The organism is Microbacterium sp. Soil_C_42 (genome assembly GCF_057656735.1).
Genome location: NZ_JBDGJU010000022.1, coordinates 1 through 26,122 on the forward strand (window position 1 = coordinate 1; position 26,122 = coordinate 26,122).

Consider the following 26,122-nt stretch of genomic DNA (forward strand, 5'->3'; position numbering starts at 1 on the left):
CTACAATCAGCACAGGCGCCACTCCGCCATCGGAGCCCCACCCTTCAGCAGACTCAACAACCTGCCTGGACATCACATCTAAGCCGCACGGTGCACCGGTTCATTCGCGGCGCCGACCTGAACGAGGAAGCGCCCTGCGAGTAATGCGGAGCGGTCGCGCCACCTCTGTCAGGCGATCGAAGCAACCGACGCATCTTCTGCAACGAAGCGAGCTCGCGGGCGGATTGGGAGCGGACGACTGCCTAGCTGTCGTTCACTTTCGTAGATCTTGTCTTCGCCCAGTGCGGGATCACGAAGAACACGAGGGTCACCAACGTCGCATTCAGGAGAGCCTCCGCAGGCACGAGCCACGCCGCCAGGAAGGCGAGCGTCAGCGGCGCGGGTGCTGTCGAGCCGCGGAGCGCGCGGATAACCGCTAGTGCTAGGAGAATCGCGCCCGCGAGCCCGTACTCAACGAGCAGCTTCATGAGCGTCGATGCCTGCAGGCCGGGGACGCCGAACTCGGCGATGTAGTGCGACGCGGCGCCCGGGCCATGCCCGAAAAACGGTGACTCCAGCCAATACGGGGTGAGCAACTCGTATGGCCTCGTCAGCCGCAGCGCGGTCGAAGAACCGCCGCTGCCGACTCCCTCGTTGAGCTTCGCGAAGACCGAGTCGAACACGCCGAACTGCCACATGATGAGGACCGCGACAGCCAGCGCAGCGATGGCAGCCAGATTCCGTCTCGCCTGAAACAGGAGGGGCAGTGCAGCAGCTCCGAGGACCACGAAGCCCGATGCCGATGCAGAGACCGCGAACGCTCCGGAAAGGGTGAGTATCCACACGATCAGCCATGCGGTCCGCGTCCGGTCCTTCCGGAAAAGCAGAGTCGCAACGTACACCATGGCGATCGCCGTGAAGAGCGAAAGGAACGACGGCTCAAGCAAGATCACGCCGTTCGGCTTGAACTCGCCGGCGCGCCCGCCGGCCCACTCGAGGTCGTAGTAAGTGTTGAAATCGCTTCGGACTATCGAGGGTGGGAGAAGGCCCACCGGGTCGAGGTACCCTCGCCCGACCTGCTGCCACACGTACTGGACGAGGCCGAGCGCGGCGGCCACGGTGATCGCCGCGACAGCGCCTCGAAAGAAGGCCATGCCTACCCCGAGGCGGTCGTGCAGCTGAAGGAGCACGACGGCGTAAGTGGCTAGAAAGAACAGCAGCGACGACACAGACGGCGCCTCCGCGGCCATCGTCGAGATGAACGCGGTGGCAGAGATGCCGAGGAAGAGCAACAGCCCCGAGGACGACACGCGGACGTCCGCCTGCACCGCCGCCCATACCAGCATGATGAGGGCGAGGATGCTCGTCACGGCGACTACACCGCCTGCAGCCTCGAAGCCGAGGCGCTGTGTCGCGATCGCGAGGAAGCCGAAGACCGCGGCTGCGCGCCGGATGCGCTTGGCCTGACCGACAACAAGGGTTTCGGTCAGGGTCGCCACAGCCGTAATCCTAGGCGGCTTTCCCGCCGCACCTAGAACGTTGCGCATGGCGACAAGACCGAGCCGCGTGCTGTCCCCGCGGGGAGGCGTCCTACTAGGCTTCCGCTTACGCGGACTGTGTTCCGGGATCATGGTCCACATCTTGCTCGCACCCGAAGATGCGCTCGGCATTGCCTCATTGTCGGCGGCGTGCTCGGCGCCATCGGCTCCGCCGCGATCGCGGCGTGGAGCGGGCGACCCTGCAGCATGATCTCGGCGTTCCGGTTCGACTGCACGATGTACGTGCGCTTGAATCAGTCGATGTTCGCAATAGGCGTAGGCGTTAGCGGAGTCAACCCGACTCGTGGAGAACCGTGATCATCTCGTCGCTGTAGGTCGCCTTGATTTGCTCATCGTTGCCCCCACCAGCCACATTCTCGCGGAACAGGCTTACCTGGAAGGTCAGGGGGATCGATAGAAAGTCGCTCCCAGTTGCGGCTACTTGCGCGATCCTATGGCCGGCTTTGATGGCTTGGGCGTGCAGCCAAACATCATCAGCGCGACGTGCCACGGCCTCGAACCCAGTTCCGGCGTCCCTGATCCGCGCCAAGAGCGGCGGGGGATAGAGGACCCCGGACACGCCGGTGGCGAAGTTGCGAAACGAGGGATCTTGGCCACGCGTCGGTTGCCAAGCGGAGTACGGCGCGATGCTGAGTGTGTCGCCCTCCACGAGTGTCACTCTGTGAGCGCGGTGCGCAATCACCGCATTAGGGCACTCGATCGATCGGTCGTACATGGAGCCAAGCCACCAGCGAGGGTAGAAGACATCATCGTCGGCGGTGACTAGAGGTGTGGAGAACTGATCCTGCGAGGCGACGTAGGGGAAGTACTTCTTGTGCGGACCGAAATCGGGCGTACGGCGCACCTCGAGCCCTCGCCGTTGGAGTCGCACCAACGATCGAGGAAGGCGCAGGTCACTCTCCGGAGGACTCAACCAGAGGATGAGCCTGCTCGGGCGTGATGATCCAGACGCGATCGACTCAATGGCGAGATACACAGTCCGCATTCGCTGGCCATAAGACGTCAGGCTCACTGTTACGTCTAGGTCGCCTGTTACCCGCTTCCGTGAGAGCACATTCCGCACCGTGTACTTGGCGACGAGGAGTGCTCGCGTTGTTGAATCGATGACACGGGACATGTTCAGCTGGCACCATTTTCTGCGCGTCGACCAACAAGTGCGGCGAAGCTCCGAGCAAGTAGTTTGATGTCTTGCCAATGGACGGCGTAGAAGGGTGCAACCCTCATCCCAAAATGCCGGCGTAGGAAGACCAGGTTGAGGTTGGCAGCGATGACGTTGCCAATAAGTGTCGCGAGCGCGGCTCCGACTGCGCCCAACGAGGGGGTGAGCCAAACCAACACGATGATGTTCGTCCCGGCGGCCACCACAAGCGAGAGACTCCGCAGACCCGGATAGCCTCGAGCGCTGAGTGAAGCTCCACCAATGGACCCGGGCACCCCCGCGACGACAGCCAGCATCAGCAGGAGTGCTACGGGGATCGCGGGCGCAAACTCGGCTCCAAATAGCCAGGGGAGCCACCAAGTGATGGTCGCGGCTATGGGAGCGGCGATGACTATCGAAGTCAACAACGAGATGCGGCTCGCTGCATAGACTCTCCGGTCATCTCGTCCGCGCGCGTCCGCCGAGAAGAGAACGTCCCGAATCGCAGAATTGGTGACGAGGAGCAGTTCTGAAACGCTCACCGCGACCGTGTAGATGCCGAGCTGATAGGTCCCAGCCAACGGGGTCATCAAGACTTGATCGACGCGGGAGAGGAGAATGCCCGAGAGTGATCCGGCCCATATGAGCGTCCCATACCGGGCCAACTCGATGGGGGCAACCAAGTGTGTTTCAGGGTTGGCGGGCCGCGATAGGAGAGCGAAGTACGCCAGACCGCCGACTATGGGCGAGGCAGCAAGAACGACGGTTGCGGTCAGCGGATTGAGGGTGGCGCTCAGGAACAACGCCGCGATTGCGGCTAGGCGAACGCTGGATGTGATGTACTTCTCAAGATTCACGACTCCCCACGCCTGGAGCCCCTGAGCCAGACCTCGGAGAGCACCCACGACTAGCGTCGGGGTAATTGCGAATGATGAAATCACGATCAGCTGAGCGAGCTGGGCGTCTCCGTCGGCAAGAAGCGGTGCGACGAAGATGCTCGCGGCCGTAAGGACTAGGCCGCTCACACCGAGGATCCAGACAGCGTGCCGTGCCGCATTGGTTCGAAGCGGGTGACGCGAGGCGACGAAGTAGTTTACGGCCTCCGGGAGCCCGATCGTTCCGATCGCAGTGAACAGGAGCAAGAGCGACGTCGCCCCTGAAACCATGCCGCGACCGTCGACACCGAGGCTCTGAGCCAGCAATGGTGCGATGGCAAACGCTGCCAGCGGAGGGGCCAGGTTGGCTACTGCCACTCGCATCATGTCGCCGCGGGTGCTGTTAGTAGTCAACTTCTGGTCCATTCGCCGGGGGAGTGCGCCGGCATAGCGCGGTCAGTCGCGATCATCGGCTGCGAGCCAGCGATCCGCGGCCTTGCGGCCGCTTTCGGCCGGGAGCGAGTCAAGGATCGCACCCGGGTGTCTGTCCGATCCGTGGGCTTCTGCGATCGCGGTTGAAAAGTCCGCCGTAAGAGAAGACGGAGGGAGGACGCGATGCGAATGTTCTCTGAGCCAGCTGGCGAGCCCGGTTTCTGTCGTCGTGACAATCTCGCAGCCGTGGGACAGCGCCTCAATGATCGGCAGCCCGAGCTGTTCCCGCCATCTCGGTGCAGGCTGGGACAGAAGCACCACCACTTTGGAGGCGCGCAACTCCTCGTGAATCTGCGAGCGAGGCGGATCGATCAAGACTCGCGCGCCCTGCGCGGCTGCCTCGTTGGCGAGATCGATTAGAGGACCTTTGCCGATCAAGGTGAGTTTCGGTCGGTGGGCCGCATCTATTGAGGACCAAGCATCGACGAGCTGTGGTAGTCCCTTGCGGTCTTCAAAGGAGCCGAGAAACAGCACGCCGTCACGGGCCGCGGCCCCGCGAGACAGACAGTCGCACGGTGGTTCGAGAGCCTCAAAGGTCATGGTCAGCGTGCCAGCTGGCCCGCCCATAGCATCTTGGTAGGTGCGAGCCGCGACAGCCGATCCGAACGCGAGTCGAGAGAGACTGCCAGCGAGAACTCGGCCGATAAGACGCACAGTCAACGATGCGACTGCCCTCGGGACTCGCGCCTTGGTGCTGAGCCACAAAGCCACATCGCCGTTCTCTATTGCATACGAGATCAGCGCTGGTTGCGAGCGTCGGGGTCTTGCTTGCCGCACCCAACGGCCGCCTGCGATACCCAGCAGGAGCGGCCAAGCGCCGAGCATGAGGGGTTCGTTGACTTCGACCGATCGGTACGCAGCGGATGATGAGGCGCGCACAGCCTTCCACCAGGTCACGCGCAATGCGCCAATCGCTCGCGCGAGATTTTCATCGAAGTCGTAGCTCTGCCGAAGAAAGATCAAGTGTGCGCCGTCACTTTGTGCGCGCTCCAGGTGAGCAGTGCGTGCTTCGACGTAGATGCGCAAACGGTCAGAGCTCATCGGGGTCCGCTCCTAGCTCTCAAACCATCGATTATCCCCTGAACTGAGGCGGCGAACCGGCGGACGGCCCCCGAATTCAGTGGCCGGAACGGCAACACCAGCAGACGTAACGTCTCCATGAAACCGCGCCCAAGCAGAATGTTGGCGCGGCTAGTTGAGGGCGCGTATAGCAGCAGCCGGTTCCGTTGCACGTAGTAGTAGAAGGTCTCGCCTGGACCGTTACCGTTAGTAGATGAGCCGCCTTCGGCGTGGTAAGTGACGGCCGACCGTTCGACGCCCATCCGCAACCCAGCACGCGATGCCCGCATGGATAGGTCGGCATCTTCGCAGTAGAGAAAGTAGCGCTCCGAGAACCCTCGCAGCGCTTCCCAAGCCGACTTCGAAACGAGCGGCGCGGCGCCACTCACGAATGTTACTTCCTCAGTCCCCTCATCGCGCGGTCCTCGCGGCTCGCCAATTCGAAAGTGCTCAGATCGCCCTGCCGCAGTATCGATGCGGCCGCCGGAGTACCAGATGCGGTCGTTCGAAGGGGAGAGAATGAGGGGCGAGACAATATCTAGGGCGTTCTTCTCGGCGGACTCGAGGAGGGCAACCGTTGCGCCGGCGGTAACGGTTAGATCGGGGTTGAGGATCCAGAAGTAATCGACGGGAGTGTCGTCCAGTGCGGCGATAGCGCCGTTCACTCCACCCGCAAATCCCAGGTTTCGGTCGCTCGCGTGAACGACAATGCGCGGATCGAAATCCACTAACGCTTCTACCTTTCGGCGCTCGTCTCGTGTTGAGAAGTTGTCCCAGACCAAGATCGTCGCTAGGGGTTCAAGGGCAAGGGATCTTACGAGCGCCCTTAGGTGTTCGCTTGAGCGGTAATTGACAACCACCGCGGCAACCACGGGCACACCCTGGCTCACGCGTGAGCCCGACTGCCTGAAAGCTGAGTCTCGATGGCATCCAGCAACGGCGCCATCGAAACGGGCCATTCATAGCCCCGCGCGAGGCTCTGCACAGCCTCCTCGGAAGGTGGGGCCGCGATTACGCTGAGAAGCGTCTCTGCAAACGTCGGCGCGGAGTCTGCAAGTCGTAGACCCGGGCCAGCCAAGTGGTCCAAGCCCATCGCCCCGAGCTGCGTCGACACGACAGGAGTGCCGGAAGCGAGCGCCTCAAGAATCTTGATGCGCGTTCCTCCAGCAGACAGGAGCGGAGCTGTAGCCACAGCTGCGGTCGCCAGGTACGGAAGAACCGAGGGCACGTTTGCACTCACGACGACGTTGTCGCCCTGGAGTTCCGTGACGCTGGCATCGGGTGATCGGCCTACCAACCGCAGCCGCAGATCATCGCGTTCTTGTTGCACGAGCGGCCAGACCTCTTGCGCCAGCCACCTGGCTGCGTCGATGTTGGGTCGCCACCCCAGGTGGCCGATGAAGACGACCTCCAAGCCCGGGTCGCGTCGGACGGTGAAGAACTCATCTCCAACGCCATTGGGTGCAACAACGACTCGTGCGCGCGAGGCTCCGCTCGCCCCTCCGAATGCCGACGCGTCCCGGTCGCTCACGGCGGCGACTACGTCGAATTCATCAGCAAACTTGGACTCGAGCCGTCGCAGCGATCTTGACTCGAAAGCCGCGACCCTGGATCGCCAGCCTCTGGCACTTGCTGCGTAGTTTGCGAGCAACTCGGCCTCGACGTTATGGGTGTCCATGACGAGCACTCGGGCAACAAGTGCCCCTCGGAGCGACGCCAGCTGGCTGTGTTCCACGATCGCCACATCGTAATCGTGCGCTCGTGACAGAGCAGCTACCATCGCTGCGCCCTTCGCGGTGTGCCACTTCAAGGTCGAAAGACTGCGTGCGGAGGCGGTGGCGCCGAGGCCGCGCGCCGCAGCGCACGCGTTGTCCCACCGACTCGTTGCCGGATCATGTACCGATGTTGCGTAAGGTCGCATCCCCACCCAGTCAACGGCGAAGTCGCGTGCCGACAACGAGCGGACCAGGGCAGCAGTCCGCTTCGATCCCCCGTCGGTCTCGCCGGTGAAGTCGTTCTTCGTCACGACTAGAGCTCTGCGGCTTTGCGTCATCGGGCCACCTTCTCCCAGGTTCCGTCGCTCCGGCGACGTGCGGCTAGGGCATCTCCAACAGCAATAAGCGGAATGGTCTGCATTCCCGCGATGGTGGCGAGGGGTAGCAACGGCTTTGCGACTCTTGCAGGAAAGAAGTACAGGGCGGTCAGTCCGGCCACCGCGATTGGCAGGACCAGCGTCACGGGAGGAAGGATCAAGCCTGCCGCGAGCACGGCCAGCCAGTATCCAAAGCATCCGATAGTGACCCGATAGATCTTGTGCGCCAAGAGTGCGCGGCCCTCCCGCGTCCCGAGCAGGGCTCGCCATCGTGGGCCGATCTCCGTCAGAAGGCCGCGCGCGATCCGCCGTCGGCGACCGAGCTGGTCTCTGCCCGTCACAGCCGCCTCACGTGTTGTCAGCGATGGCGCCACCGTCACGGTCTTGTCCGCATCGACGAAACTCATTGCTACGGCCAAGTCGTCTAGAACCACATCGGTTGGAATGGGCGCGTAGTCGGTGCGGCGGAACGCAAGAAACTCACCGGCCACGGAGAGCGACCCAATTCCCGTCGACACGCGTCGTTTTGTCAGCCGTTCCCACCGCCAGAAGAGACCTTCGGAACCGCCGACCTCGACCTTGTTAGCAGAGACAAGGTGCCATTCTCGGAGCAGTTCAACGGTATCTTCAGGCCATGTCTCTGGCTCGATTGCACAGTTCGCGTCGGTAAGGACGACTATTTCCGCCGAACTGGACGCGACGCCTGCGTTGCAGGCGGCTGCTTTGCCGGACCGCGGAAGCCTTAGTACGCTGTCGGCGTCACGAGCGGCAGCGGCCGTTGCGTCGTCACTCGCAACCACGGTAATGCTGCTGCCCCCGGGCCAATCGCGGAGGGCGAGTCGCGTGGAGGAGATCTTGTCCGAGATGACGCTGGCCTCGAGGTACGACGGGATTACTACCTCGATTGAGGGTGCTTCCGCAAGGTGAGGGGGGTGCCGAACTTGCAAATCACGGCGACTGAAGCGCTCCAATTGCGCAAGCATTCTCGGGAGTGCCGCGGTCGCGAGAAACAATGCCAGACCTAGGACAGCAATTATGAGGGCAGGTTTGTTGAATGTCATCGCGCTTTAGTCTCGTAGTTGTCTCGTTGAGTCGGACTGCCCGTTGGCGGTTTCAGTGCGCTGAAGCTCCGGGCGCAATCACTGCCTGCGCAGTCTTCGCCAGAATCACAACGTCGCCCGCGAGCGACCAGTTTTCGACGTAGTAGAGGTCAAGTCGTACGGCGTCCTCCCAGCCGAGCGTCGAACGGCCGCTCACTTGCCAGAGTCCCGTGATGCCTGGGCGAGTGAGGAGTCGACGTCGCGCGGCGTCACTGTAGAGGGCGACTTCGGCGGCGATTTGAGGACGTGGGCCGACCAAACTCATCGATCCGCCGAGGACGTTTAAGAACTGGGGTAGCTCGTCGAGCGAGTACTTGCGGATGAACCTCCCGACCGGAGTAATCCGAGGGTCGTTCTGGACCTTGAAGAGGGGTGTCTGACTAGTGCCCTGGGCTGCGAGCAGCGCGCTCAGTTCTTTGTCTGCACCAACCCGCATCGAACGGAACTTCAACATGTTGAAGGGCTCACCTCGACGGCCGATGCGCTCTTGCTTGAAAAGCAGTGGCCCGGGACCGCTGAGCTTGACAGCCACGGCAACGCCGATCAGCAACGGCGACGAGACAAGGATGAGGACCGCCGACGTAAAGATGTCGAAGCTTCGCTTAGCGAAACGCTGTCCCCGCGAGAACTTCGGCGTCTCAACATGGATGAGCGGAAGCCCGGCCACCGGTCGGGTGTGGATTCGCGGGCCCGCTATGTCGATGATGCTCGGCGCGAGGACGAGGTGCTGCCGACCCGATTCGAGCGCCCAGGAAATCTGCTTTACCTTCGCCGGAGGCAGGTCGTCGGTACTGGTGACCGCAACAGTGTCGGCACCCGTAGCCGCGATAGCGCGCTCGATGTTGTCAACGTTCCCCATCACAGGCACCGTGGTGCCGGGGATGAAGTCCGCCACCTTGCCCGTGGGGACGCAGGCTCCAACGACGTCATATCCGGCTGTCGGGGACCGATGCAGCTCGTGGGCGATGGAGGCCACAGAGTCAGCCGAGCCCACGAGCAGCACTTTCGCGGAGTACTGGCCTAGGGACCGATGTGCCACGAGCCACTGTCGCCATAGAAACCGTTCGAGCAGCAGCACGAAAATTCCGAGCGGAAGCGCGATGAGGAGATAACCGCGGGCGACGTCGACTCGGAAGAGGAAAGCCAGGATCGCGATGGCGCCGAAGAACGTGAAGCTCGCTCGGGCTACGCGCACATACTCGGTGTTCCCGGCCCCAATGATGCGGTGATCGCGGGAATCAATCAGCGAGAGTGCCCACATCCAGGCGATGACTACGACGGCGGAGAAGGCCCAGTACGAGAGCTCGTTGAACCGTGAATCCGCCCGCATGTCGACTTGAGCGTTGCCCCAGCCGAACCAGAGAAGCTGCGTGCCGTAGACCACCCAGATCAGGACGAGGAGGTCACTAACCCACAGGCGGGTGGCGTAGTGGCGGCGCCAAGGAGCGGGGCGGTTGACATGGGCCAGAGGTTGCTCGGAGGCCAGGGGCGTTTCGTCTCCAGAGTCCCTCGCTCGCTCAGCGGCGGCAGGGGAGGTTGGATCGGGCGCCGCGGAAGGGGACGCCGAAGGAGCGGCTGCCCGGGCCTGGGGATGGGGCGGCGACTCCGTTGGCGCGTCGATCTGGGGATTCGACGTCACGATGCCTTCTCGCTTTGCGGTGGATTTCCCGACCACCAGGGGCAGAGTACCAGTAGGGCGCTGCGGGGGAATATACGACGTCGGCATCCGATTCCTGGGGTGAAGGGGAAACGCCCTCCCATTATGAGAGACCTCTCATCCTCCCCTGAGCCATGTTTCGTCGCGTGGCATGCAGGCTCAAGATTCGCTCAAGGGAATGGCGGGGCCGGCGTTGCTCGGATCCCCAACGCGTTTCGACTCGCTCGTTCCTCGCTCGCTCAACGACCGGTGGTGGCGATGCTCGACAGACTCTCGCCAGACCACACGATGACGTCATCGCCGATGGCTGCAATCGCGGCTGGCGACGCAGGATCCGTGCTTTCGGCGCAGCCGATGATGGACGCGGAATCCGTAGTGACCGCAGCCACGCGAGACACCGCGACGCCGGTGCAGTCGTCGGCGCGGTGGGCCACGAGTACGTCGCCGTCGTCGATCACCACCGCCAGTACACGCTCGGGAGATAGCGCGACCCACTCGTCGCCCGACCACGACCACGCCCGCTCATCGCACACGAGCGCGACTATGTCGCCGAAGGCATGGAGTCCGAACGCTTCGGGGCATGGAGCCGGCACGGGGCCTGACGGCAGGTGCACCGAACCCGCATCACGCGGGTCGATGTACCGCGACGCGGCGAGCACGTCGGGGTACGAGTCCCAGAACTCACCCCGTGTATACGTGCGCAGCGCTTCAGGCTCGCAGCCGGCCATCGCCGCCACCAGCTCGGCGTCGCGGGCCGAGAAGGCCTCGAGTGTCTGCACCTGGGCGATGCCGAGGTAGGCGGGGGTCACGTCGGCCCAGGTCTCGCCCTGGTCGTACGAACGCTCCACGACCGGCGCGGGGCCTGTGCACGACCCCTGCGTCGCCCGCCACCAGACCTCAGACCCGATCGCGAGGAAGCGGGTCTGCTCGAGGGCCACCGCGGTCTGAGTCGGCGTCGGGGTCGGGGTGGGAGCCTCCGCGCCGAGAGTGAACGTGGGGACCGGCTGCGCCTCACCGCTCGTCGACTCGGGGTTGGCGTGCTGCAGCGCGGCCCACACGAGCACCGCGACCGCGGCGACGAGCACGGCGATTCCCGCGATCGCGACCCATCTCGCGGCGCCCAGTCGTTGCATCGAGGGCCCGGGTCAGGGAAGCGGATCGTTGCGACCGGGCGCCGTCGACGCCCCACCCGCCTGGCGGATGATGTCGTCGATCGTCAGGCCGGAGTCGGGGGCCGCCTGAGCCTGACCGGGCTGGTCGGTTGCCGGGATCGAGCGCACCGCCGAGGCCTGGGGCGTTTCGACTCGCTTCGCTCGCTCAACGAGCGGTTGGGTGACCGGTTGTGCGGGGGTGCGGGGCGTTTCGACTCGCTTCGCTCGCTCAACGAGCGGTTGGGTGACCGGCTGTGCGGGCGCTTGGGCCGGCGCAGCCTTCGTCTTCTTGGCCTTCTTCGCCGGCTTCTCTTCGACGTAGCCGTACCCGTACGTGCCGTACCCGTAGCCGTACGCGTACGAGTCCGGGCCCCGCGTCGGCACCATCGTCATCGCGACACCCGCGATGTGCGCGCCGGCGGTGTTCAGCGCGTCGACTGCCCCCGACAGCTGGTGGCGGTTGGTGTGGCCGGCGCTGACCACGAGGATCGCCCCGCTGGTCGCCTTCGCGAGGATCGCAGCATCCGTCACCGGAAGCAGGGGAGGAGCGTCGCAGAGCACGATGTCGACATCGCGCTCGAGGGCCTCGAGCAGCTGGAGCATGCTCTTCGAGCCGAGCAGCTCGCTCGGGTTCGGCGGGATCTTGCCTGCCGGCAGCACGTAGAGGCTGCGGTTTCCCCAGGGGAGCATCACGTCGGCCAGGCGCGCGCGGCCGATCAGCACGTCGGTGAGACCGGCGCCACCCTCGATGCCGAGGTACTCGGCCACCTTCGGCTTGCGCAGATCGGTGTCGAGCAGCGCGACGCGCTTGCCGGCGTCGGCCAGGGCGATCGCGAGGTTGATGGTCGTGGTCGACTTGCCCTCGCTCGGCACGCTCGAGGTGATGACGTACGACGCGCGGCCCTCGTCGGTCTCGAGGAACTGCAGGTTCGTGCGCATCGCGCGGAACGACTCCGCCCGCGGGCTGAGCGGGTCGGCGTGCACGATGAGCGGGCGCTCCTTGGCCTTCGGGTCGAAGGCGATCGCGCCGATGAGCGGGCGGTCGGTGACCTGCTCCACGTCGCGCGGCGTGCGGATGCGCGTGTCGAGCACCGCGCGCAGCACCGCCACGCCGATGCCGATCGCGAGACCCACCAGCGCACCCAGCGCCAGGTTGAGAGGAACGTTCGGGCTCGACGGCTCGAGCGGCGGCAGGGCGTCCTTCACGCGCTCCAGACGCACCGGGCTCGTGTCGGTGCCGTTCGGCGTCTCGAGCCGCTCGACGACCGAGGTCAGCGACGCGCCGAGGGCATTCGCGACATCGGCAGCCTGCACCGGATCAGGGCCGGTCACGGTGATCGTGATGAGGGTCGTGTTGAGAGCGGCGGATGCCTCGATCTGGGCCGACAGCTCGGCCGCGGTCGTGCCGAGCTCGAGCTCGGCGATCACCGGGTTCATGACGATGGGGGTCGTGACGAGGTTGGTATAGGTCTGCACGCGGGCCTGCGTGAAGTTCGACCCCTGCTGCAGATCCTGGATCGTCGACCCCGATTGGGTCGACACGAAGACCGTGCTCTGCGCCTCGTACTGGGGGGTGCGGGTGAGCGACCAGGCCGCTGCGATTCCGATCCCCACCAGGGTGGCGACCACGATGATCACCCAGTTCTTGCGGAGGATCCGGATGTAGTCAGTGAGCTCCATGTCGCCTCTCGCGGGGTGCCGGTGTGCTCCGTGCATTCTTCCACAGGGCCAGGTCGCGGCCCGGAAAGCGTTACGCCACGGCCAGCCGCACCGTCGCCGCGACCGCTGTCACGGCGGGTTCGAGCTGCCGCGCCGACAGCAGGTACGTCTCCCACGGCCGCCGGTACGGGTCGATCACATCGTCGTCGGCCGGGTCCTCCGGCGGCGGCACGAGACCCCGATAAGACGCGATCACGGATGCTGCCGCCCTGAGCTTCTCGGAGGGGGAGGGGGCAGCATCCGTCGCCGCCCTGACCTCGTCTTCGGGCACTGCGGCGGCGATGCGCGCGAACTCGCGGATCGTGAACGTGGAGCGCAGGCGCGACGGCGCCAGCTCGGCGATCGCACGGCGGTGCTCGCGGGTCATCGCGAGGATGAGGTCGGGCGCCACGAGGTGCTGCTCGGTGAGGAACCGCGACCGATGCTCGGCCGTCTCGGACGCCGGAACGCCCAGCGCCTCGGCGATGTGCGCGGCCTCGGGAGTCATCGGCGCGGCGGCCAGGCCACGCGTGCCGGCGCTCGCGACGTGCGGCGCAAGGCAGGCCAGACGGGCGCGCAGCAGCTGCTCGGCGAGGGGCGAGCGGCAGATGTTGCCCGTGCACACCGTGAGGATGTCGAACAAGAGGGGCCTCCACGGGGCGGGTAACGTAGGCGCGTGCCCGACCAGCCTAGCGACGCCGCACCCACGGTCGACCTGTGGTCGCTGCAGCCGCCGGCGGGTTCGTCGGCCGGGGTTGCTGCGGAGCCGGCGCCCGAGGAGGATGCCGCGCCGCGTCGCTCGCGGCGGTCTTCGCACGAGGCGCGCATGGACTGGCGGCTCGGCGGGCGCACCGTCTACCGGTGGCGCGAAGGCCTGCTGGCGATCGCGCTGATCTCGCTCGGCGCCGGCGTGCTGCTCGGGTCGCTCATCGCCGCGGTGTGGGATTCGCCGTGGGCCGCAGCATCCGCCACCGCCATCGTCTGGATCGGGATGCTGCTGCCCATCGTGTGGGCCTTCACCCGGTCGCGCCCGATCGGGCTGCTGCGGCTGCGCGCGGTGGATGTGCTGTACGGGGTCGTGCTCGGCGCGCTGCTGCGCACGACGCAGGGATGGATCGAGGGGCTCGACGGGACCCCGGCGGAGTGGCCGGGCCTCGTGCAGGTGGGCGGGTCGATTCCGCTGTCGTCGATGGTCGTCGACGTCGTCGGGCCCGTGGTCGTGGCGCCGGTGGTGGAGGAGTCCTTCTTTCGCGCCGTCGTGCTGGTGTCGCTGTACACGGTGCTGCGCCGGCCGTTCGGCAAGCTCACGGCCGGGATGGTGGCCGCGCTCGGGTCGACGGCGCTGTTCGTGGTGATGCACGGGATCTCGGGCGCCGCGGAGGTGAGCGGCGTCGTCTCGCTGTCGCTTCTCGGGCTGGTGTGCGCGCTGCTCGTGCTGCTGACCGGCCGCATCTGGGGCGCGGTGTTGGTACACGTCGTCTACAACGCCTCGTACGTCGCGCTGGCGGTGCTCGCGAGCGCAATGACCTAGGTCCCTGCGCAGATCGCTCGGTTTTGTCCCCCAAAGGGGGGACAAACGCTACAACTTGTTACCTTCTGGAAACTCCGAGCCTCTCATTGAACTCTCAGAATGCGATAACGTGTCACGGGTCGGCCCCTCGGGCGAACGTTTGCCGACACGAAATTTCCGCCGATGACGCGCACATAACTCGGGAGATCTACGCCATGTTCAAGAAGACTGCTGCCGCGCTCGCCGTGGCTGGCCTGCTCGTCCTCGGAGGCGCTGGGGCAGCCTCCGCTGATTACCCCGCTGACGCTCCGGTCACCGCGAGCGACACCACCCCCACGGTCGGCCAGACGGTCACCATCACCGCGAATGACCTGGGCGACTACTCGAACGTCACCTTCACCGTGAGCCCCACCACCGGCGCCTCGCTGGCCTCGATCGTGCTCGCAAGCTCGGGTGGCAGTGTCACGAAGCCGGTCAACAACGGTTCCGCCTCTGCCAGCTTCACCGCGACGACGGCGGGCACGTACGTCGTCACCGTCAGCGGCGAGGACGAACTCGGCTCGGTCACGCTCAACGTCGCCGCCGTGGGCTCCGGCTCGGGTGGCACCGGTGGCTCGGGTGAACTGCCCGCGACCGGTGGCGAGGTCCCCGGCGCGATCATCTGGCTCGGTGTCGGCGCGATCGGCCTCGGTGGCATCGCCGTCGCGGCAGCGGTCGCTCGCCGTCGCGCTGCGGGCAGCCGCTGATCAACGACTCCTCGAAGACCCCGGGCACCCGCCCGGGGTCTTCGGCTTTCTCCAGCCACCTCGGGAGTGTGATGGTGAAGCAATCGAACGGGCGCGCGTGGCAGCATCCGTGGGTGGCCGTCGCGGTCGCCGCCGTCGGAGCGCTGCTCGTCGCGGTCGTGATCCTGTGGCTGCCCTCTCTGCATTCGGCGCTGCTGCGATGGCCGGCGGCAGTGGTCGGCGTCGTCGACCTCGTGCTGCTGTCGGCACCGCTGCTCGGCGCGGTCATCGTCGCCGTGCGGGTCTCGGGAGACCGGTTCGCCACGGCAGTGGGACTCCGCGGGTTCTCGTGGATCGACCTCGTCGCAGGGCTGGGCGTCGGGCTCGTCGCGCGCGGACTGGTCGAGCTCGTCGCGCCCTCCGTCGGCGGGGGGTTCCTCGGGGGTGCGACAGACGCGATGGCGGCCACGATCGTGGCTCTCGCGGGGGCCGTGCTCGTGACTCCTCTTATAGAGGAGCTGTTCTTCCGCGGATTGCTGCAACGGGCGCTGGGCGACGGGCTCGATGGAGCGGGTCGACTTGTCGCGGGTGTGGTGGCTGTACTGGTCACCACGGCGATCTTCACCGGGCTGCACGTGCTCGCGGCAGGGGAGTTCGTGCCCGTCGGGCTGCTTCTCGGAACGGTGGCCGTGGGACTGGGCTGCGGGTTCCTCACGCTGCTGACCGGAAGGCTCGCCGCGGCCCTGATCGCGCACGTCGTCTTCAATGCGATCGGGGCGGCGCTGCTGGTGTGGTGACGCCTGCGCGAAACGGATGCCTCGGGTCGCAGCATCCGTCCCGCTTCAGATGTGCGCTCAGGGGAGCGTTGGTGCGAGCTCCTTGATCCAGGCCGCCAGTTCGGGCCCGAGGTCGTCGCGGTCGAGGGCGAGCTGGATGCTGGACTTCAGTCAGCCGAGGCGGTTGAGCCAGCCTGCTGAGGCGAGGATATCCGCAGCGATCTCGGTGAGGGAGCGGCCGTCGGTCGGCACCTTGCGTGCCGTGCTGGAAGCGTCGAGTCTCGCTGCGGCGAGCTTGCTGCGTTCGATGTGTTCGTCCAGCGCCGTCCCGATCTCCCGTTGCGCCAGACGCTGGGCCGCGGTGTCGTCGGTGGCGGTCAGCAGTACGCCGAACGAGCGCACCTGTCCGCCGAGGGCAGCGCTGAGTGAAGGCATCTCGAGCACGCTGACGGTGTTGGTGAAGATGAGCCGCGAGTAGCCGATTGAGCGGTAGTTCTGCCAGATCGCTGCGAGGTTTCGCCCCGCGAGGTCGATCCCTTCACGCCACGGCTGAGGGTGCGCCTGATCGAGATTGTCGCCCTCGATGACTGCATGACGGATATCCGCGCGCGCCAGCAGATGCGAAGCCTCGGCCGCGACTGAGGACTTCCCCACGCCGGAGCGGCCACCGATGAAGATGACATCCGTGGGAGGCGCCGAGGGCATTCCCCCATCCTGCTACGACGTGAGTCGGTGCAGGGCCGCGGCGAGGCCGAGTCCGGCGTGATGGCTGCGGCGGTCTTGTCCGACCGCACGCGGCGATGATCCGTTCCTGGAGCCAGGCCCGGTTCGCTTCGGATGGGCACGGCCCCCAGGCTGTCGAGCGGGCGTGGGGAGTTCGGTGCGCGCCGCGCGCACTTCGGTCGAGGGGAAGAAAGTTTCGAATGTCAGAGGTTGATGGGATGCTTCAGATATGAACATTCTCACCGATCTGCAGGGCCGGCTGAACCGGCTCGCGGCATGGTCGGAGCTGGATGTCGACGCAGAAGCGCTCCCGACGAGCGCGGCGCAGCTGAGCGATGCGTCGGTGCTTGAGATCATCGCCGAGGTCGGCGCGATCGCGAACGACGCCGACCGGTTGCAGGCGGTGCTCGCGGGGGTCGCTGCGACAAGGTCGTCGCGCGACCGTGGGCAGGGCGGCCTCGCCGCAGGCCAGGGCTTCTCGACTCCCGAGAAGTTGATCCAGTCGATCACCGGTGGCACGAGGGCCGACGCCGTACGTCACGTGCGGGTCGGCACGTCGCTGATCGAGGGAGTGGATGCTGCGACCCCGGCGTTCGTCCCCGGGGTCGGGGTTTGGGTCGGGGTTGGGGGTGCGGGCGAGGGGCTTCCGGCGGGTGAGGGCGGCGAGGGCGGGGTGGATGCGGGGCTTCCGGGGTCTGGGCCCGAGGGCGAGTTCGGTGGCGGGTCGGGTGCGCGGGCCGAATCGTCGGCGCGGATCGTGGCGTGGGATGAGCCGCTGCGGCGAGGGCTGCTCGACGGGCGGCTGACGACGGCGCAGCATGACGCGATCCGGCGTGGCCTCGGGGCGCCTCGGGTCGAGATCGCGGCACGCGGGGCGGATGCCGTGCCCGGCACGGACGGGGAGCAGGGGACGGGGTCAGGGTCGATGCTGTTCTCCCCGACGGACCCCGTTGAGGAGGCAACCCGCGAAGCGATGGTGCGCGAGGCGTGGATGCTTGCGGCTGAAGCGCTCGCGGCGGAGGCGCCAGGCATGCCGGTGGAGGAGCTGGCGAAGCGCGCGCGCACCATGCGGGACATGCTCGACCCGGTCGGGGCGGAAGAGCGGTACGCGCGGCGGTTCGATGGCCGCGGATTCCGGATGTGGACCGATGCGGACGGGCAGGACCGCAGCACGATCGCCTTCGACGATGAGATGGGGGCGTTCGTCCGGTCCATGCTGGCCGCGGGCCTACGTCCGCGGCGAGGCGGTCCTCGCTTCATGACGGATGAAGAGCGGGCGGCCGCGGCGGACCTGATCGACGACCCGCGCACGAACGACCAGCTCGCCTATGACCTGCTGATGGACATCATCCGGGCCGGCGCGCTCGCTGAGGCCAAGAGCGTGTTCGGCTCACGCCAGCCGGGCGTGCGGATGGTCGTCGTGAAAGACGCCGGCCCCCGCGATGCGTTCGGGCGCCTGCTCGCGGTGGGCCATGACATGGACGGCGGCTGCGCGCTCCCGGGCTCCGTGATCGACCGGAATGCATGCGCGAACGGGTTCATCGAGGTCATCGTCGACCCCGAGGGCAATCCGTTCGACCTGGGCCGCGAAGCCCGCATGTACTCGGCGGCCCAACGACTCGTCCTCGCGGTGCGCGACGGCGGCTGCGTGTGGCCGGGCTGTGACCGACCTCCGTCGTACTGCGAGGCGCACCACTGCGACCACTTCGCGGAGGGTGGCAACACCGACGTGGATCGCGGCGTGCTGCTCTGCCGGTTCCATCACATGAAGCTGCACAACACCGGGTGGCGCATCACCAGGGACGGGAAAGGGCCGTTCGTGCTGCGCCCGCCGGCCGGCGAGGGTGGGCCGATCGTGCTGGTGTCGAAGTCGGCGTGGAGCTGGGCGTGGGATCCACCCCGCCCACCGGATCGAGCCGACTGGCGGACGCCACCGGACCTCCCACCCAGACCCGGGGAACCGGGAGCATGGGCATCGGGGGAGTCCGGGGGCCCACGACCTACCCGAGGTGATGTGCGCAGAACCGGGACGTGATGTGCCCCTGCCGACCGGGCTTGGTCGACGCTGGGCCGGGACCTGGTCGACGCCGGGCCACTCCGCCGCGACCTCCGCAACAACGCTGAACCTTCAGCGCCGAAGTCACCCCGCCGGCCCCACGGTCCAGGGCCTCGCGGGGGCTTCGGCCTGCCCGCCGCGCGGCTCACTCAGAGGACGGGGCAGGCGAGTGTCGGCCGATCGTCTGCCCGGCCGCGCGGCTCACTCAGAGGACGGGGCAGGCGAGCGTCGGCCGATCGCCTGTCCGGTCGCGCGGCTCACTCGGAGGACGGGGCAGGCGAGCGCCTGCCGATCGTCTGCCCGGTCGCGCGGCTCACTCAGAGGACGGGGCAGGCGAGCGCCGGCCGATTGCTTGCCCGGCCGCGCGGCTCACTCAGAGGACGCGCCGGCCGATTGTCTGCCCGGCCGCGCGGCTCATTCAGAGGACGCGGCAGGCGAGCGACGGCCGATCGCGAACCACGCGCACGGGCCGATGACGGGGACGAAGATGACGAGCAGCGTCCAGCCGAGCGCCTGGCGCGAAGTGAGCTGCGTCGACGAACGTGAGATCGATACGACGGCGATCACCGACAGCGTGAGAACGAGCACCGCGATCCCCGACCAGACGATGTCGTACCAGGCGGGGATCAGCGGGTTCTGCGACGCGGCCATTCCCATACCCTAGGGACTCCGGCGAGTTTGGTCGCGACACTCCGATGGCGTAGACTCAACCTTTGGTGTCCGGCTCAGCTGACCCGGCATCACGAACGTGAGCCCTCCACTGGCGTGTTTCTCCGATCGTCGATCGGGAAACCACCCCGGAGTGGGATTCACGAACCTCTCCGTTCGAATCAAGAAAGCAGCACTACTGTGACGCGCACTTACACCCCCAAGGCTGGCGAAGCCCAGCGCGAGTGGCTGGTCATCGACGCGACTGACGTCGTCCTCGGCCGCCTCGCCTCGCACGCTGCCGCGCTCCTGCGTGGCAAGCACAAGGCGACCTTCGCCCCCCACATGGACATGGGCGACTTCGTCATCATCATCAACGCCGAGAAGGTCGCCCTGACGGGCCAGAAGCTCGAGCAGAAGAAGGCCTACCGTCACTCGGGCTACCCGGGCGGCCTCAAGTCGGTCACCTACTCGGAGCTCCTCGAGAAGAACCCGGTCCGCGCCGTCGAGAAGGCCGTCCGCGGCATGCTCCCGAAGAACAGCCTCGGCGCCAACCAGCTGTCGAAGCTCAAGGTGTACCGCGGTGCCGAGCACCCCCACGCCGCGCAGAAGCCCACCGCGTACGTTTTCGACCAGGTCGCCCAGTAAGCGCCGCACAGAACAGGACACACTGATGGCGAACATCGAAGAAACCCCCACGAGCTACTCCACCGAGTCCACCGTCGACGAGACCGTCGTCGCCGCCGAGCGCCCCGTGCTCTCGGTCTCCGGCGCCGCAGTCGGTCGCCGCAAGCAGGCCATCGCCCGCGTGCGCGTCGTCCCCGGCTCGGGCACCATCACGGTCAACGGCCGTGCGTTCGAGGACTACTTCCCGAACAAGCTCCACCAGCAGCTCATCACCGACCCGTTCACGGTCCTCAACCTCACGGGTGCGTACGACGTCATCGTCCGCATCTCGGGTGGTGGCCCCTCGGGCCAGGCCGGTGCGCTCCGCCTCGGCATCGCCCGTGCGCTGAACGAGATCGACGTCGAGAACAACCGCCCGACCCTCAAGAAGGCCGGCTTCCTCTCGCGTGACGCCCGCGTCATCGAGCGCAAGAAGGCTGGTCTCAAGAAGGCCCGCAAGGCGCCTCAGTACTCGAAGCGCTGATCGGCTTCCACTCCGCATGCCGCTCTTTGGCACGGACGGGGTGAGGGGGCTGGCCAACGGCCCCCTCACCGCCGATCTCGCACTGTCCCTGGCCCAGGCGACCGCCGTCGTCCTGGGCCAGGGCCGTTCCGCCGAGGCGCGCCGCGCCGAGGGCAAGCGGCTTACCGCCGTCGTCGCCCGCGACCCGCGCGTCTCCGGCGAGTTCCTCTCCGCCGCGGTGGAGGCCGGCCTCGCCTCGTCGGGCGTCGACGTCCTGGACGCCGGCGTGCTGCCGACCCCTGCAGCGGCGTACCTGATCGCCGACATGGATGCCGACTTCGGCGTCATGGTCTCGGCATCCCACAATCCCGCTCCCGACAACGGCATCAAGATCTTCGCCCGCGGCGGCGTGAAGCTGCCCGACATCGTCGAAGCCCGCATCGAGGCGGCCATGGCCGGCCCGAAGCTGCTGCCGACCGGCGCTGACGTCGGCCGCATCCGCCGCTTCGCCGACGCCGAGGACCGCTACGTCGTGCACCTGCTCGGCTCGCTGCCGCACCGCCTCGACGGCCTCCACGTCGTGCTCGACTGCGCGCACGGCGCCGCCTCCGGTGTGTCGCCGCAGACGTTCGCAGATGCGGGCGCCCGAGTGACCGTCATCGGCGCAGACCCCGACGGCTGGAACATCAACGACGGTGTCGGCTCGACCCACCTCGATCAGCTCGCCGAGCACGTGGTGCGCGTCGGCGCCGACGTGGGCATCGCGCACGACGGCGACGCCGACCGCTGCCTCGCGGTCGACGCGACCGGCAAGGTCGTCGACGGCGACCAGATCATGGCGATCCTCGCGATCTCGATGAAGAGCCGCGGAGAACTCAAGGACGACACGCTCGTCGCCACCGTGATGAGCAACCTCGGACTCCACCGTGCGATGTCGGCCCACGGCATCCACGTCGAGACCACCGCCGTCGGTGACCGGTACGTGCTCGAGCGCATGAACGAGCAGGGCTTCTCGCTCGGTGGCGAGCAGTCGGGCCACGTCATCATGAGCGACTACGCGACGACCGGCGACGGCCTGCTCACCGGCCTGCACCTGGTCGCCGAGATGGCGCGCACCGGCAAGGCGCTCGAAGAGCTCGCCTCGATCATGACCGTGTACCCGCAGGTGCTCGTCAACGTGAAGGGCGTCGACCGTACCCGCGCCGCCACCGATGAGGGAGTTCAGGATGCCGTCGCCCGCGCCTCCGCAGAGCTCGGCCTCTCGGGACGCGTGCTGCTGCGCCCGTCGGGAACCGAGCAGCTCGTGCGCGTGATGGTCGAGGCCTCCTCCGAGGACGAGGCCCGCCGCCACGCCGACGAGCTCGCCGGCGTCGTGCGCGAGCGCCTCTCGCTGTAACCCCGAAGGCGACGCCTTCGTTCGAGCGCGGCGGGCCTTCGGGCCTGCCGCGTTCGTCGTTCCGGCGACCGGGTTTGTCACGGCGCGCGGGCCTGCCGCCGCCGAGGCGGTCGGGCTAGCCTGAGGGCATCCGAGAGGAGCCATCGTGGGTGAAGCGATCGTCGTCGGAATCACGGATGCCGCGGTCACGCGTCGAGCGGTCGACTGGGCGGCGCAGCGAGCGGTCGAGAGGCGCCAGCCGCTCGAACTGCTCGCCGTCGTCGGAGGTGCGGTCGGGGCTGTGGGGGAGGACTCCCTCCTCGACGCCGCACTCGCCCATGCCGTCGAGCTCGCCGAGGACGAGGCATCCCGAATCGCGTCGACAGGTGTCGACGTGCGCACTCGCGTCGAACGGGGCAACCCTGTCGCGAAGCTGTTGGATGCCTCGACCGACGCCGCGCTGCTGGTCATCGGCAGCGATTACCAGGGGTCGGCCTCACGGGCGCACCGCGGAGCCCACGGCGTGCGCATCGCCGCGGGGGCGCACTCGCCGGTCGTGGTGATCCCGGACTTCGACGTCGCCGGCCGCAGCGGAGTCGTGGTCGGCGTCGACGGCTCGCCGGTGTCGGAGAAAGCCGTCGCCTTCGCCGCCGCCGAAGCCGACAGGCTCCATGAGCCGCTCATCGCCGTGGCGGTGTGGACGCCGCTCGAGGTGCCGCGCAGCATGGGCGCGTACCCCGTGCAGTACCTCGAGAACATGGAGAAGCTCACGGGCGAGGCGCTCGGGCTCTCCCTCGCCGGGCTCGCCTCGCGCTACCCCGACCTCGAGATCGTGCGCCGCGTCGAGCGCGGCTACCCGTCGCACATCATCAACGAGCTCGCGGGCACGGCACGCCTCGCGGTGGTCGGCTCGCACGGCCGCGGCGCGCTGGCGCGCTTCCTCCTCGGCTCGATCAGCCAGGAAGTGCTCGCGCGACTCGAGACCGCGACCGCCGTCGTGCGCTGAGCGGTCGACGGAGTCCGGGGCGCAGCATCCGTCAGCCCCGTCCTTCCTTCCTTTCGGGCGAGAACGCGCGATAGCACCGCGCACGCGGCGGCTTCGGTGCTGTTGTGCGGTCTCGCCTGCAGCGGATCCGGACTTCGGACTTCCTTACGTTCTCCGGACCTGGCGTGGCGCGTAGGCCCGGAGAGCGGTCGCATCTCCGAAGTCCGGATCGCTCTCGAGGGGGCGGTGGCGGCGCTGCGCAGCATCCGTCGCCCCGGTTCTTTCGGGCGAGAACGCGTGATAGCACCACACTGGCGTCGTGCTTGGTGCTGTCGTGAGGTCTCGCGTGCAACGGGTCCGGATTTCGGGATCCCGGACACTCTCCGGACCTGCCGCGGCGCGAAGACCTGGAGAGCCGTCGCATTTCCGATTCAGGATGGCTCGAGGGGGCGGTGGCGGTGGGGCGCAGCATCCGTCCGCTCGTCGGCCTTGGCGCAGTCCGCTCGGTCCGGCGCGGACTCGCGAGAACGCGCAATAGCACCGAGTGTGTGTCGGGTGCGGTGCTGTTGTGATGTCTCGCGCGCGCACGGCGGACGCGCGCCGGTCCGGACCGCCCGCGCCATAGGCTGAGGGTATGTCTGGCAAGACCGGCGGGCGCGCGCGCGTCAGCGACGTGGCCGCCGCCGCGGGCGTCTCGGCGACCACGGTCTCGCACGCGCTGAGCGGCGCGCGGGCGGTGAACGCCGAGACGCGCGAGCGGATCCTCGCCGTGGCCCGCGAACTCGGGTACGTCCCCGACCGGGTGGCCAGCGGACTGCGCCGCCGCCGCACCGGCGTCGTGGGCCTGATCGGCGACGACCTCGCGGCGACCCCGTTCGCGGGTCGCATCATCGAGGGCGCCCGGCGGGCCGGACTCGAGCGCGACGTGCTGCTGATGGTCGCCGAGAGCGGCGGCGACGCAGAAGCGGAGCGCGACCTCGTCGCCCGCTTCCTCGCGCAGCGCGTCGACGGCCTCTTGATCGCACGCATGTACCACCAGCGCGTCGAGCAGCCCGACGTCCCCGACGACGTACCCGTCGTGCTCGTGGATGCTGCGCCGCAACCCGGCTGGGAGGTCGACGCCGTCGTGCCCGACGAGGCGCAGATCGCGGCGCTCGCGTGCGAGCGGCTCACGCGCGAGGGGCACCGCGACATCGCATACGTCGGGACCACCGACGAGTCCCGCGCCGCCCGCGGCCGCCTGATCGGCGTGCGATCCGCCCTGGGAGACTCGGGCATCGCGCTGGGCGACGGTCGGCTCGACTTCTGCGCATCCGACGCGGCAGGCGGTCGAGATGCCGGAGGGCGACTCCTCGATCAGCCTGTCCCGCCCACGGCAGTGATCTGCTTCAACGACCAGATCGCGATGGGCGTGATGCAGGCCGCGGCCCGCCGAGGGATCCCTGTCCCGGCGGGACTCTCCGTCGTGGGGATCGACGATCTGCGTCCGGTCGCCGACGCCCTCGACCCGGGGCTCACCACGGTCGCGCTGCCCCACGACGAGATGGGGCGGTGGGGCATGACCCGCCTGCTCGACCGCATCGACGGGACCGCACCCCCGATCGGCGACGGCATCCACCTGCTCCGCGGCTGGCTGGTCGAGCGGGAGTCTGTCGCGGCGCCGCAGCCCCGGTAGCAGAGCTACCCGCGCGGCGAGTCCCGCTCGACCGGCGCGACGCGCAGGGGCGTGAGGCTGGCGCCCGTGACCGCGACCTCGTCTCGAGACCCCTCGAGCTGCAGCCCTCGCACGCCGGTCGTCCCGAACGTGGCCATCGTGAGCGCCGCGCGCCCGCCGCCCGCGAAGACCTCGATCGAGGCGGCGTCCACGACGATGTCGAGCGCGATGCGCCCATCCACCGGTTCCACCGCCGCCGTGCGCACCTCGCGGTACGCCTCAGGCATCGTGTCGGAGACCGCGTCGGCGTCCCGTGCGACGAACACCGACCGCGCCTCGAAGTCGTAGCCGACCGTCGCGAAGCTGCCGTCGCCCGTGAGGACCTTCACCCGAAGCTCGCCGGCCGGGCTCGCCGCATCCAATCGCAGTCGATACGCCCCCGATGCCGGCACCGCGACGTCCACGGCCTCGCCGTCGCCCAGCCTCGCATCGTCGAGGTTCTCGGTCTCGCCTTCCAGCGATTCCAGCTCGGGTGCCGGCGCCGAGTGCAGCGTCGCGCGCCCCTCGTCATCGCCCAGGGTGATCTTGCGCACGAGCGAATCCGACCCGCCGTGCCAGTCCTCGGTCGGGAACCCGCCCGCATAGGCCCAGTTGTTCATCCAGCCGATGCCGTACCGCGATGCGAGGCGGTCGTGCTCGTCCAGGCGTGGGTCGTCCCACGTGACGGCCGCGTAGTAGTCGGGGCCGTGATCCAGCCACTGGTGGCCGGTGCCGTCTGCGGTGAAGCGCTCGCCGTCCCACTCGCCCACCCAGTACGCGGTGCCCGTCGTCATCCCCTCCGCGGCGCCGTTCGCGCCCGCGACGAGCACCCACCGCACGTCGTCGGGATCGCCGTCGACGGCCATGGGGAACAGGTCGGGGCACTCCAGCACGCCGAGATCGGTCGTGACGAAGTCCGAGGAGTAGGTCCAGTCGCGAAGATTCGGCGAGGTGTAGAACCCGATCCGGTCGTGCTCGGCGAGGGCCATCGCCCAGCGCCCGGCCGCGTCGTCCCAGAACACGCGCGGGTCGCGCCAGTCCGCGACGCCGGGGTTCTCCATGACGGGATTGCCCTCGAAAGACTCGAAGCGGTAGCCGCCGTCGCGCGAGACGAACAGGGACTGGCGCTGCACGCCGTCGACCTGCTGCGTGACGAGCGCGATCACGGCACCCTCGCCGAACCCGGCCGTGCCCTTCTCATCGACGACCGCCGTGCCGGTCCAGATGTCGCCGAGGCCGTTGGCGTACTTGTCGATCGCAACGCCCTCGTCCTTCCAGTGCACGAGGTCGGTCGAGGTCGCGTGGTACCACGCGGTGCCGTTCCCGTCTGGGTAGTCGGCGTTGTAGAGGTAGTAGTAGTGCCATACGCCGTCGAGCAGGAACGGCTTCTGCGGGTCGTTCATCCAGTTCGCCTCGGGCGTGAGGTGCACACTCGGCCGGTGCGCAGACCAGCCGGCGGGCCGCTCGAACGCGTCCGTCGTCGCGGACGGTGCGGGCGCGGCATCCGTCCCGCCGCGCATCGACAGGGCGACGGCGATCGCCGCCACGAGCACGATCGCCGCCGCCGCTGCGGCGACCACGACGAGGAGGCGCCGCCAGGGCGACGCGGATCGGGCGTTCTGCGTGTGCATTCGGTCTCCTTCTCGGCTCGGAACGGGACGAACGGATGCCTCGGCACGGGGCCGTGCCGAGGCATCCGCTC

At 67.6% G+C, this 26,122-nt stretch carries 23 protein-coding genes; 9 read left to right on the plus strand and 14 right to left on the minus strand.

Annotated elements, in window-relative coordinates; all coding sequences use genetic code 11:
• Positions 1–242: 242 nt before the first annotated feature.
• The 11 genes from AC3A46_RS13085 to AC3A46_RS13135 form a co-directional block, all read right to left on the minus strand.
• On the minus strand, positions 243–1,478 hold the full coding sequence (locus AC3A46_RS13085; protein ID WP_487665573.1) for a hypothetical protein: 1,236 nt from the start codon (positions 1,476–1,478) through the stop codon (positions 243–245).
• A gap of 331 nt (positions 1,479–1,809) precedes the next feature.
• The gene (locus AC3A46_RS13090) at positions 1,810–2,382 is read right to left on the minus strand and encodes a hypothetical protein (RefSeq protein WP_487665574.1); all 573 of its coding nucleotides are present in this window, start codon (positions 2,380–2,382) and stop codon (positions 1,810–1,812) included.
• Positions 2,383–2,657: 275 nt separating this feature from the next.
• Positions 2,658–3,929, minus strand: coding sequence for an oligosaccharide flippase family protein (locus AC3A46_RS13095; RefSeq protein ID WP_487665575.1), 1,272 nt, complete (start codon positions 3,927–3,929; stop codon positions 2,658–2,660).
• Between the two features lie 78 nt (positions 3,930–4,007).
• Positions 4,008–5,084 carry a glycosyltransferase family 4 protein gene (locus tag AC3A46_RS13100; RefSeq protein WP_487665576.1) on the minus strand — a complete coding sequence of 359 codons (1,077 nt, stop codon included), beginning with the start codon at positions 5,082–5,084 and terminating at the stop codon, positions 4,008–4,010.
• Positions 5,081–6,061 (minus strand): glycosyltransferase, encoded by a 981-nt coding sequence (locus AC3A46_RS13105; protein WP_487665577.1) that lies wholly within the window; start codon positions 6,059–6,061, stop codon positions 5,081–5,083. The genes AC3A46_RS13100 and AC3A46_RS13105 overlap by 4 nt, the downstream gene beginning before the upstream one ends.
• Positions 5,989–7,128, minus strand: a complete 1,140-nt coding sequence (locus tag AC3A46_RS13110; RefSeq protein ID WP_487665578.1) for a glycosyltransferase — start codon at positions 7,126–7,128, stop codon at positions 5,989–5,991. The genes AC3A46_RS13105 and AC3A46_RS13110 overlap by 73 nt, the downstream gene beginning before the upstream one ends.
• Before the next feature lie 23 nt (positions 7,129–7,151).
• On the minus strand, positions 7,152–8,255 hold the full coding sequence (locus tag AC3A46_RS13115) for a glycosyltransferase (protein ID WP_487665579.1): 1,104 nt from the start codon (positions 8,253–8,255) through the stop codon (positions 7,152–7,154).
• A gap of 52 nt (positions 8,256–8,307) precedes the next feature.
• Complete coding sequence (locus AC3A46_RS13120; protein ID WP_487665580.1) at positions 8,308–9,969, minus strand: sugar transferase; 1,662 nt, start codon at positions 9,967–9,969, stop codon at positions 8,308–8,310.
• Positions 9,970–10,190: 221 nt separating this feature from the next.
• Complete coding sequence (locus tag AC3A46_RS13125; protein ID WP_487665581.1) at positions 10,191–11,084, minus strand: hypothetical protein; 894 nt, start codon at positions 11,082–11,084, stop codon at positions 10,191–10,193.
• Between the two features lie 12 nt (positions 11,085–11,096).
• A complete protein-coding gene (locus tag AC3A46_RS13130; protein WP_487665582.1) occupies positions 11,097–12,782 on the minus strand; it encodes a tyrosine-protein kinase domain-containing protein in 1,686 nt (561 codons plus the stop codon).
• A gap of 70 nt (positions 12,783–12,852) precedes the next feature.
• Complete coding sequence (locus AC3A46_RS13135; protein WP_487665583.1) at positions 12,853–13,443, minus strand: arsenate reductase/protein-tyrosine-phosphatase family protein; 591 nt, start codon at positions 13,441–13,443, stop codon at positions 12,853–12,855.
• Positions 13,444–13,476: 33 nt separating this feature from the next.
• Here AC3A46_RS13135 and AC3A46_RS13140 point away from each other — a divergent pair, with 33 nt between their 5' ends.
• The 3 genes from AC3A46_RS13140 (at position 13,477) to AC3A46_RS13150 (ending at position 15,832) form a co-directional block, all read left to right on the plus strand.
• A complete protein-coding gene (locus AC3A46_RS13140; RefSeq protein ID WP_487665584.1) occupies positions 13,477–14,331 on the plus strand; it encodes a CPBP family intramembrane glutamic endopeptidase in 855 nt (284 codons plus the stop codon).
• Positions 14,332–14,525: 194 nt separating this feature from the next.
• On the plus strand, positions 14,526–15,056 hold the full coding sequence (locus AC3A46_RS13145) for an LPXTG cell wall anchor domain-containing protein (protein WP_487665585.1): 531 nt from the start codon (positions 14,526–14,528) through the stop codon (positions 15,054–15,056).
• 71 nt (positions 15,057–15,127) lie between these two features.
• A complete protein-coding gene (locus tag AC3A46_RS13150; protein WP_487665586.1) occupies positions 15,128–15,832 on the plus strand; it encodes a CPBP family intramembrane glutamic endopeptidase in 705 nt (234 codons plus the stop codon).
• Positions 15,833–15,982: 150 nt separating this feature from the next.
• On the opposite strand, the gene AC3A46_RS13155 is transcribed toward AC3A46_RS13150, so the two are convergent.
• Positions 15,983–16,516, minus strand: coding sequence for a DEAD/DEAH box helicase family protein (locus AC3A46_RS13155; protein WP_487665587.1), 534 nt, complete (start codon positions 16,514–16,516; stop codon positions 15,983–15,985).
• A gap of 247 nt (positions 16,517–16,763) precedes the next feature.
• Here AC3A46_RS13155 and AC3A46_RS13160 point away from each other — a divergent pair, with 247 nt between their 5' ends.
• A complete protein-coding gene (locus tag AC3A46_RS13160) occupies positions 16,764–18,569 on the plus strand; it encodes an HNH endonuclease signature motif containing protein (RefSeq protein WP_487665588.1) in 1,806 nt (601 codons plus the stop codon).
• A gap of 435 nt (positions 18,570–19,004) precedes the next feature.
• Here the strand turns inward: AC3A46_RS13160 and AC3A46_RS13165 are convergent, their stop codons facing one another.
• Positions 19,005–19,241, minus strand: a complete 237-nt coding sequence (locus tag AC3A46_RS13165; RefSeq protein ID WP_487665589.1) for a PLD nuclease N-terminal domain-containing protein — start codon at positions 19,239–19,241, stop codon at positions 19,005–19,007.
• A 198-nt stretch (positions 19,242–19,439) separates the two neighbouring features.
• Between AC3A46_RS13165 and rplM the strand changes: the two genes are divergently transcribed.
• From rplM to AC3A46_RS13190, 5 genes are all read left to right on the plus strand, one after another.
• On the plus strand, positions 19,440–19,886 hold the full coding sequence (gene rplM / locus AC3A46_RS13170) for a 50S ribosomal protein L13 (RefSeq protein ID WP_056371200.1): 447 nt from the start codon (positions 19,440–19,442) through the stop codon (positions 19,884–19,886).
• A gap of 25 nt (positions 19,887–19,911) precedes the next feature.
• The gene (gene rpsI, locus AC3A46_RS13175; RefSeq protein ID WP_056371198.1) at positions 19,912–20,388 is read left to right on the plus strand and encodes a 30S ribosomal protein S9; all 477 of its coding nucleotides are present in this window, start codon (positions 19,912–19,914) and stop codon (positions 20,386–20,388) included.
• Positions 20,389–20,404: 16 nt separating this feature from the next.
• Entirely contained in the window at positions 20,405–21,763 is a 1,359-nt protein-coding gene (glmM, locus tag AC3A46_RS13180) for a phosphoglucosamine mutase (protein WP_487665590.1), read from the plus strand.
• Between the two features lie 145 nt (positions 21,764–21,908).
• Positions 21,909–22,748 (plus strand): universal stress protein, encoded by an 840-nt coding sequence (locus AC3A46_RS13185; protein WP_487665591.1) that lies wholly within the window; start codon positions 21,909–21,911, stop codon positions 22,746–22,748.
• 613 nt (positions 22,749–23,361) lie between these two features.
• Positions 23,362–24,402 carry a LacI family DNA-binding transcriptional regulator gene (locus AC3A46_RS13190; RefSeq protein WP_487665592.1) on the plus strand — a complete coding sequence of 347 codons (1,041 nt, stop codon included), beginning with the start codon at positions 23,362–23,364 and terminating at the stop codon, positions 24,400–24,402.
• A gap of 5 nt (positions 24,403–24,407) precedes the next feature.
• Here the strand turns inward: AC3A46_RS13190 and AC3A46_RS13195 are convergent, their stop codons facing one another.
• Complete coding sequence (locus tag AC3A46_RS13195; RefSeq protein ID WP_487665593.1) at positions 24,408–26,051, minus strand: glycoside hydrolase family 32 protein; 1,644 nt, start codon at positions 26,049–26,051, stop codon at positions 24,408–24,410.
• Positions 26,052–26,122: the final 71 nt, after the last annotated feature.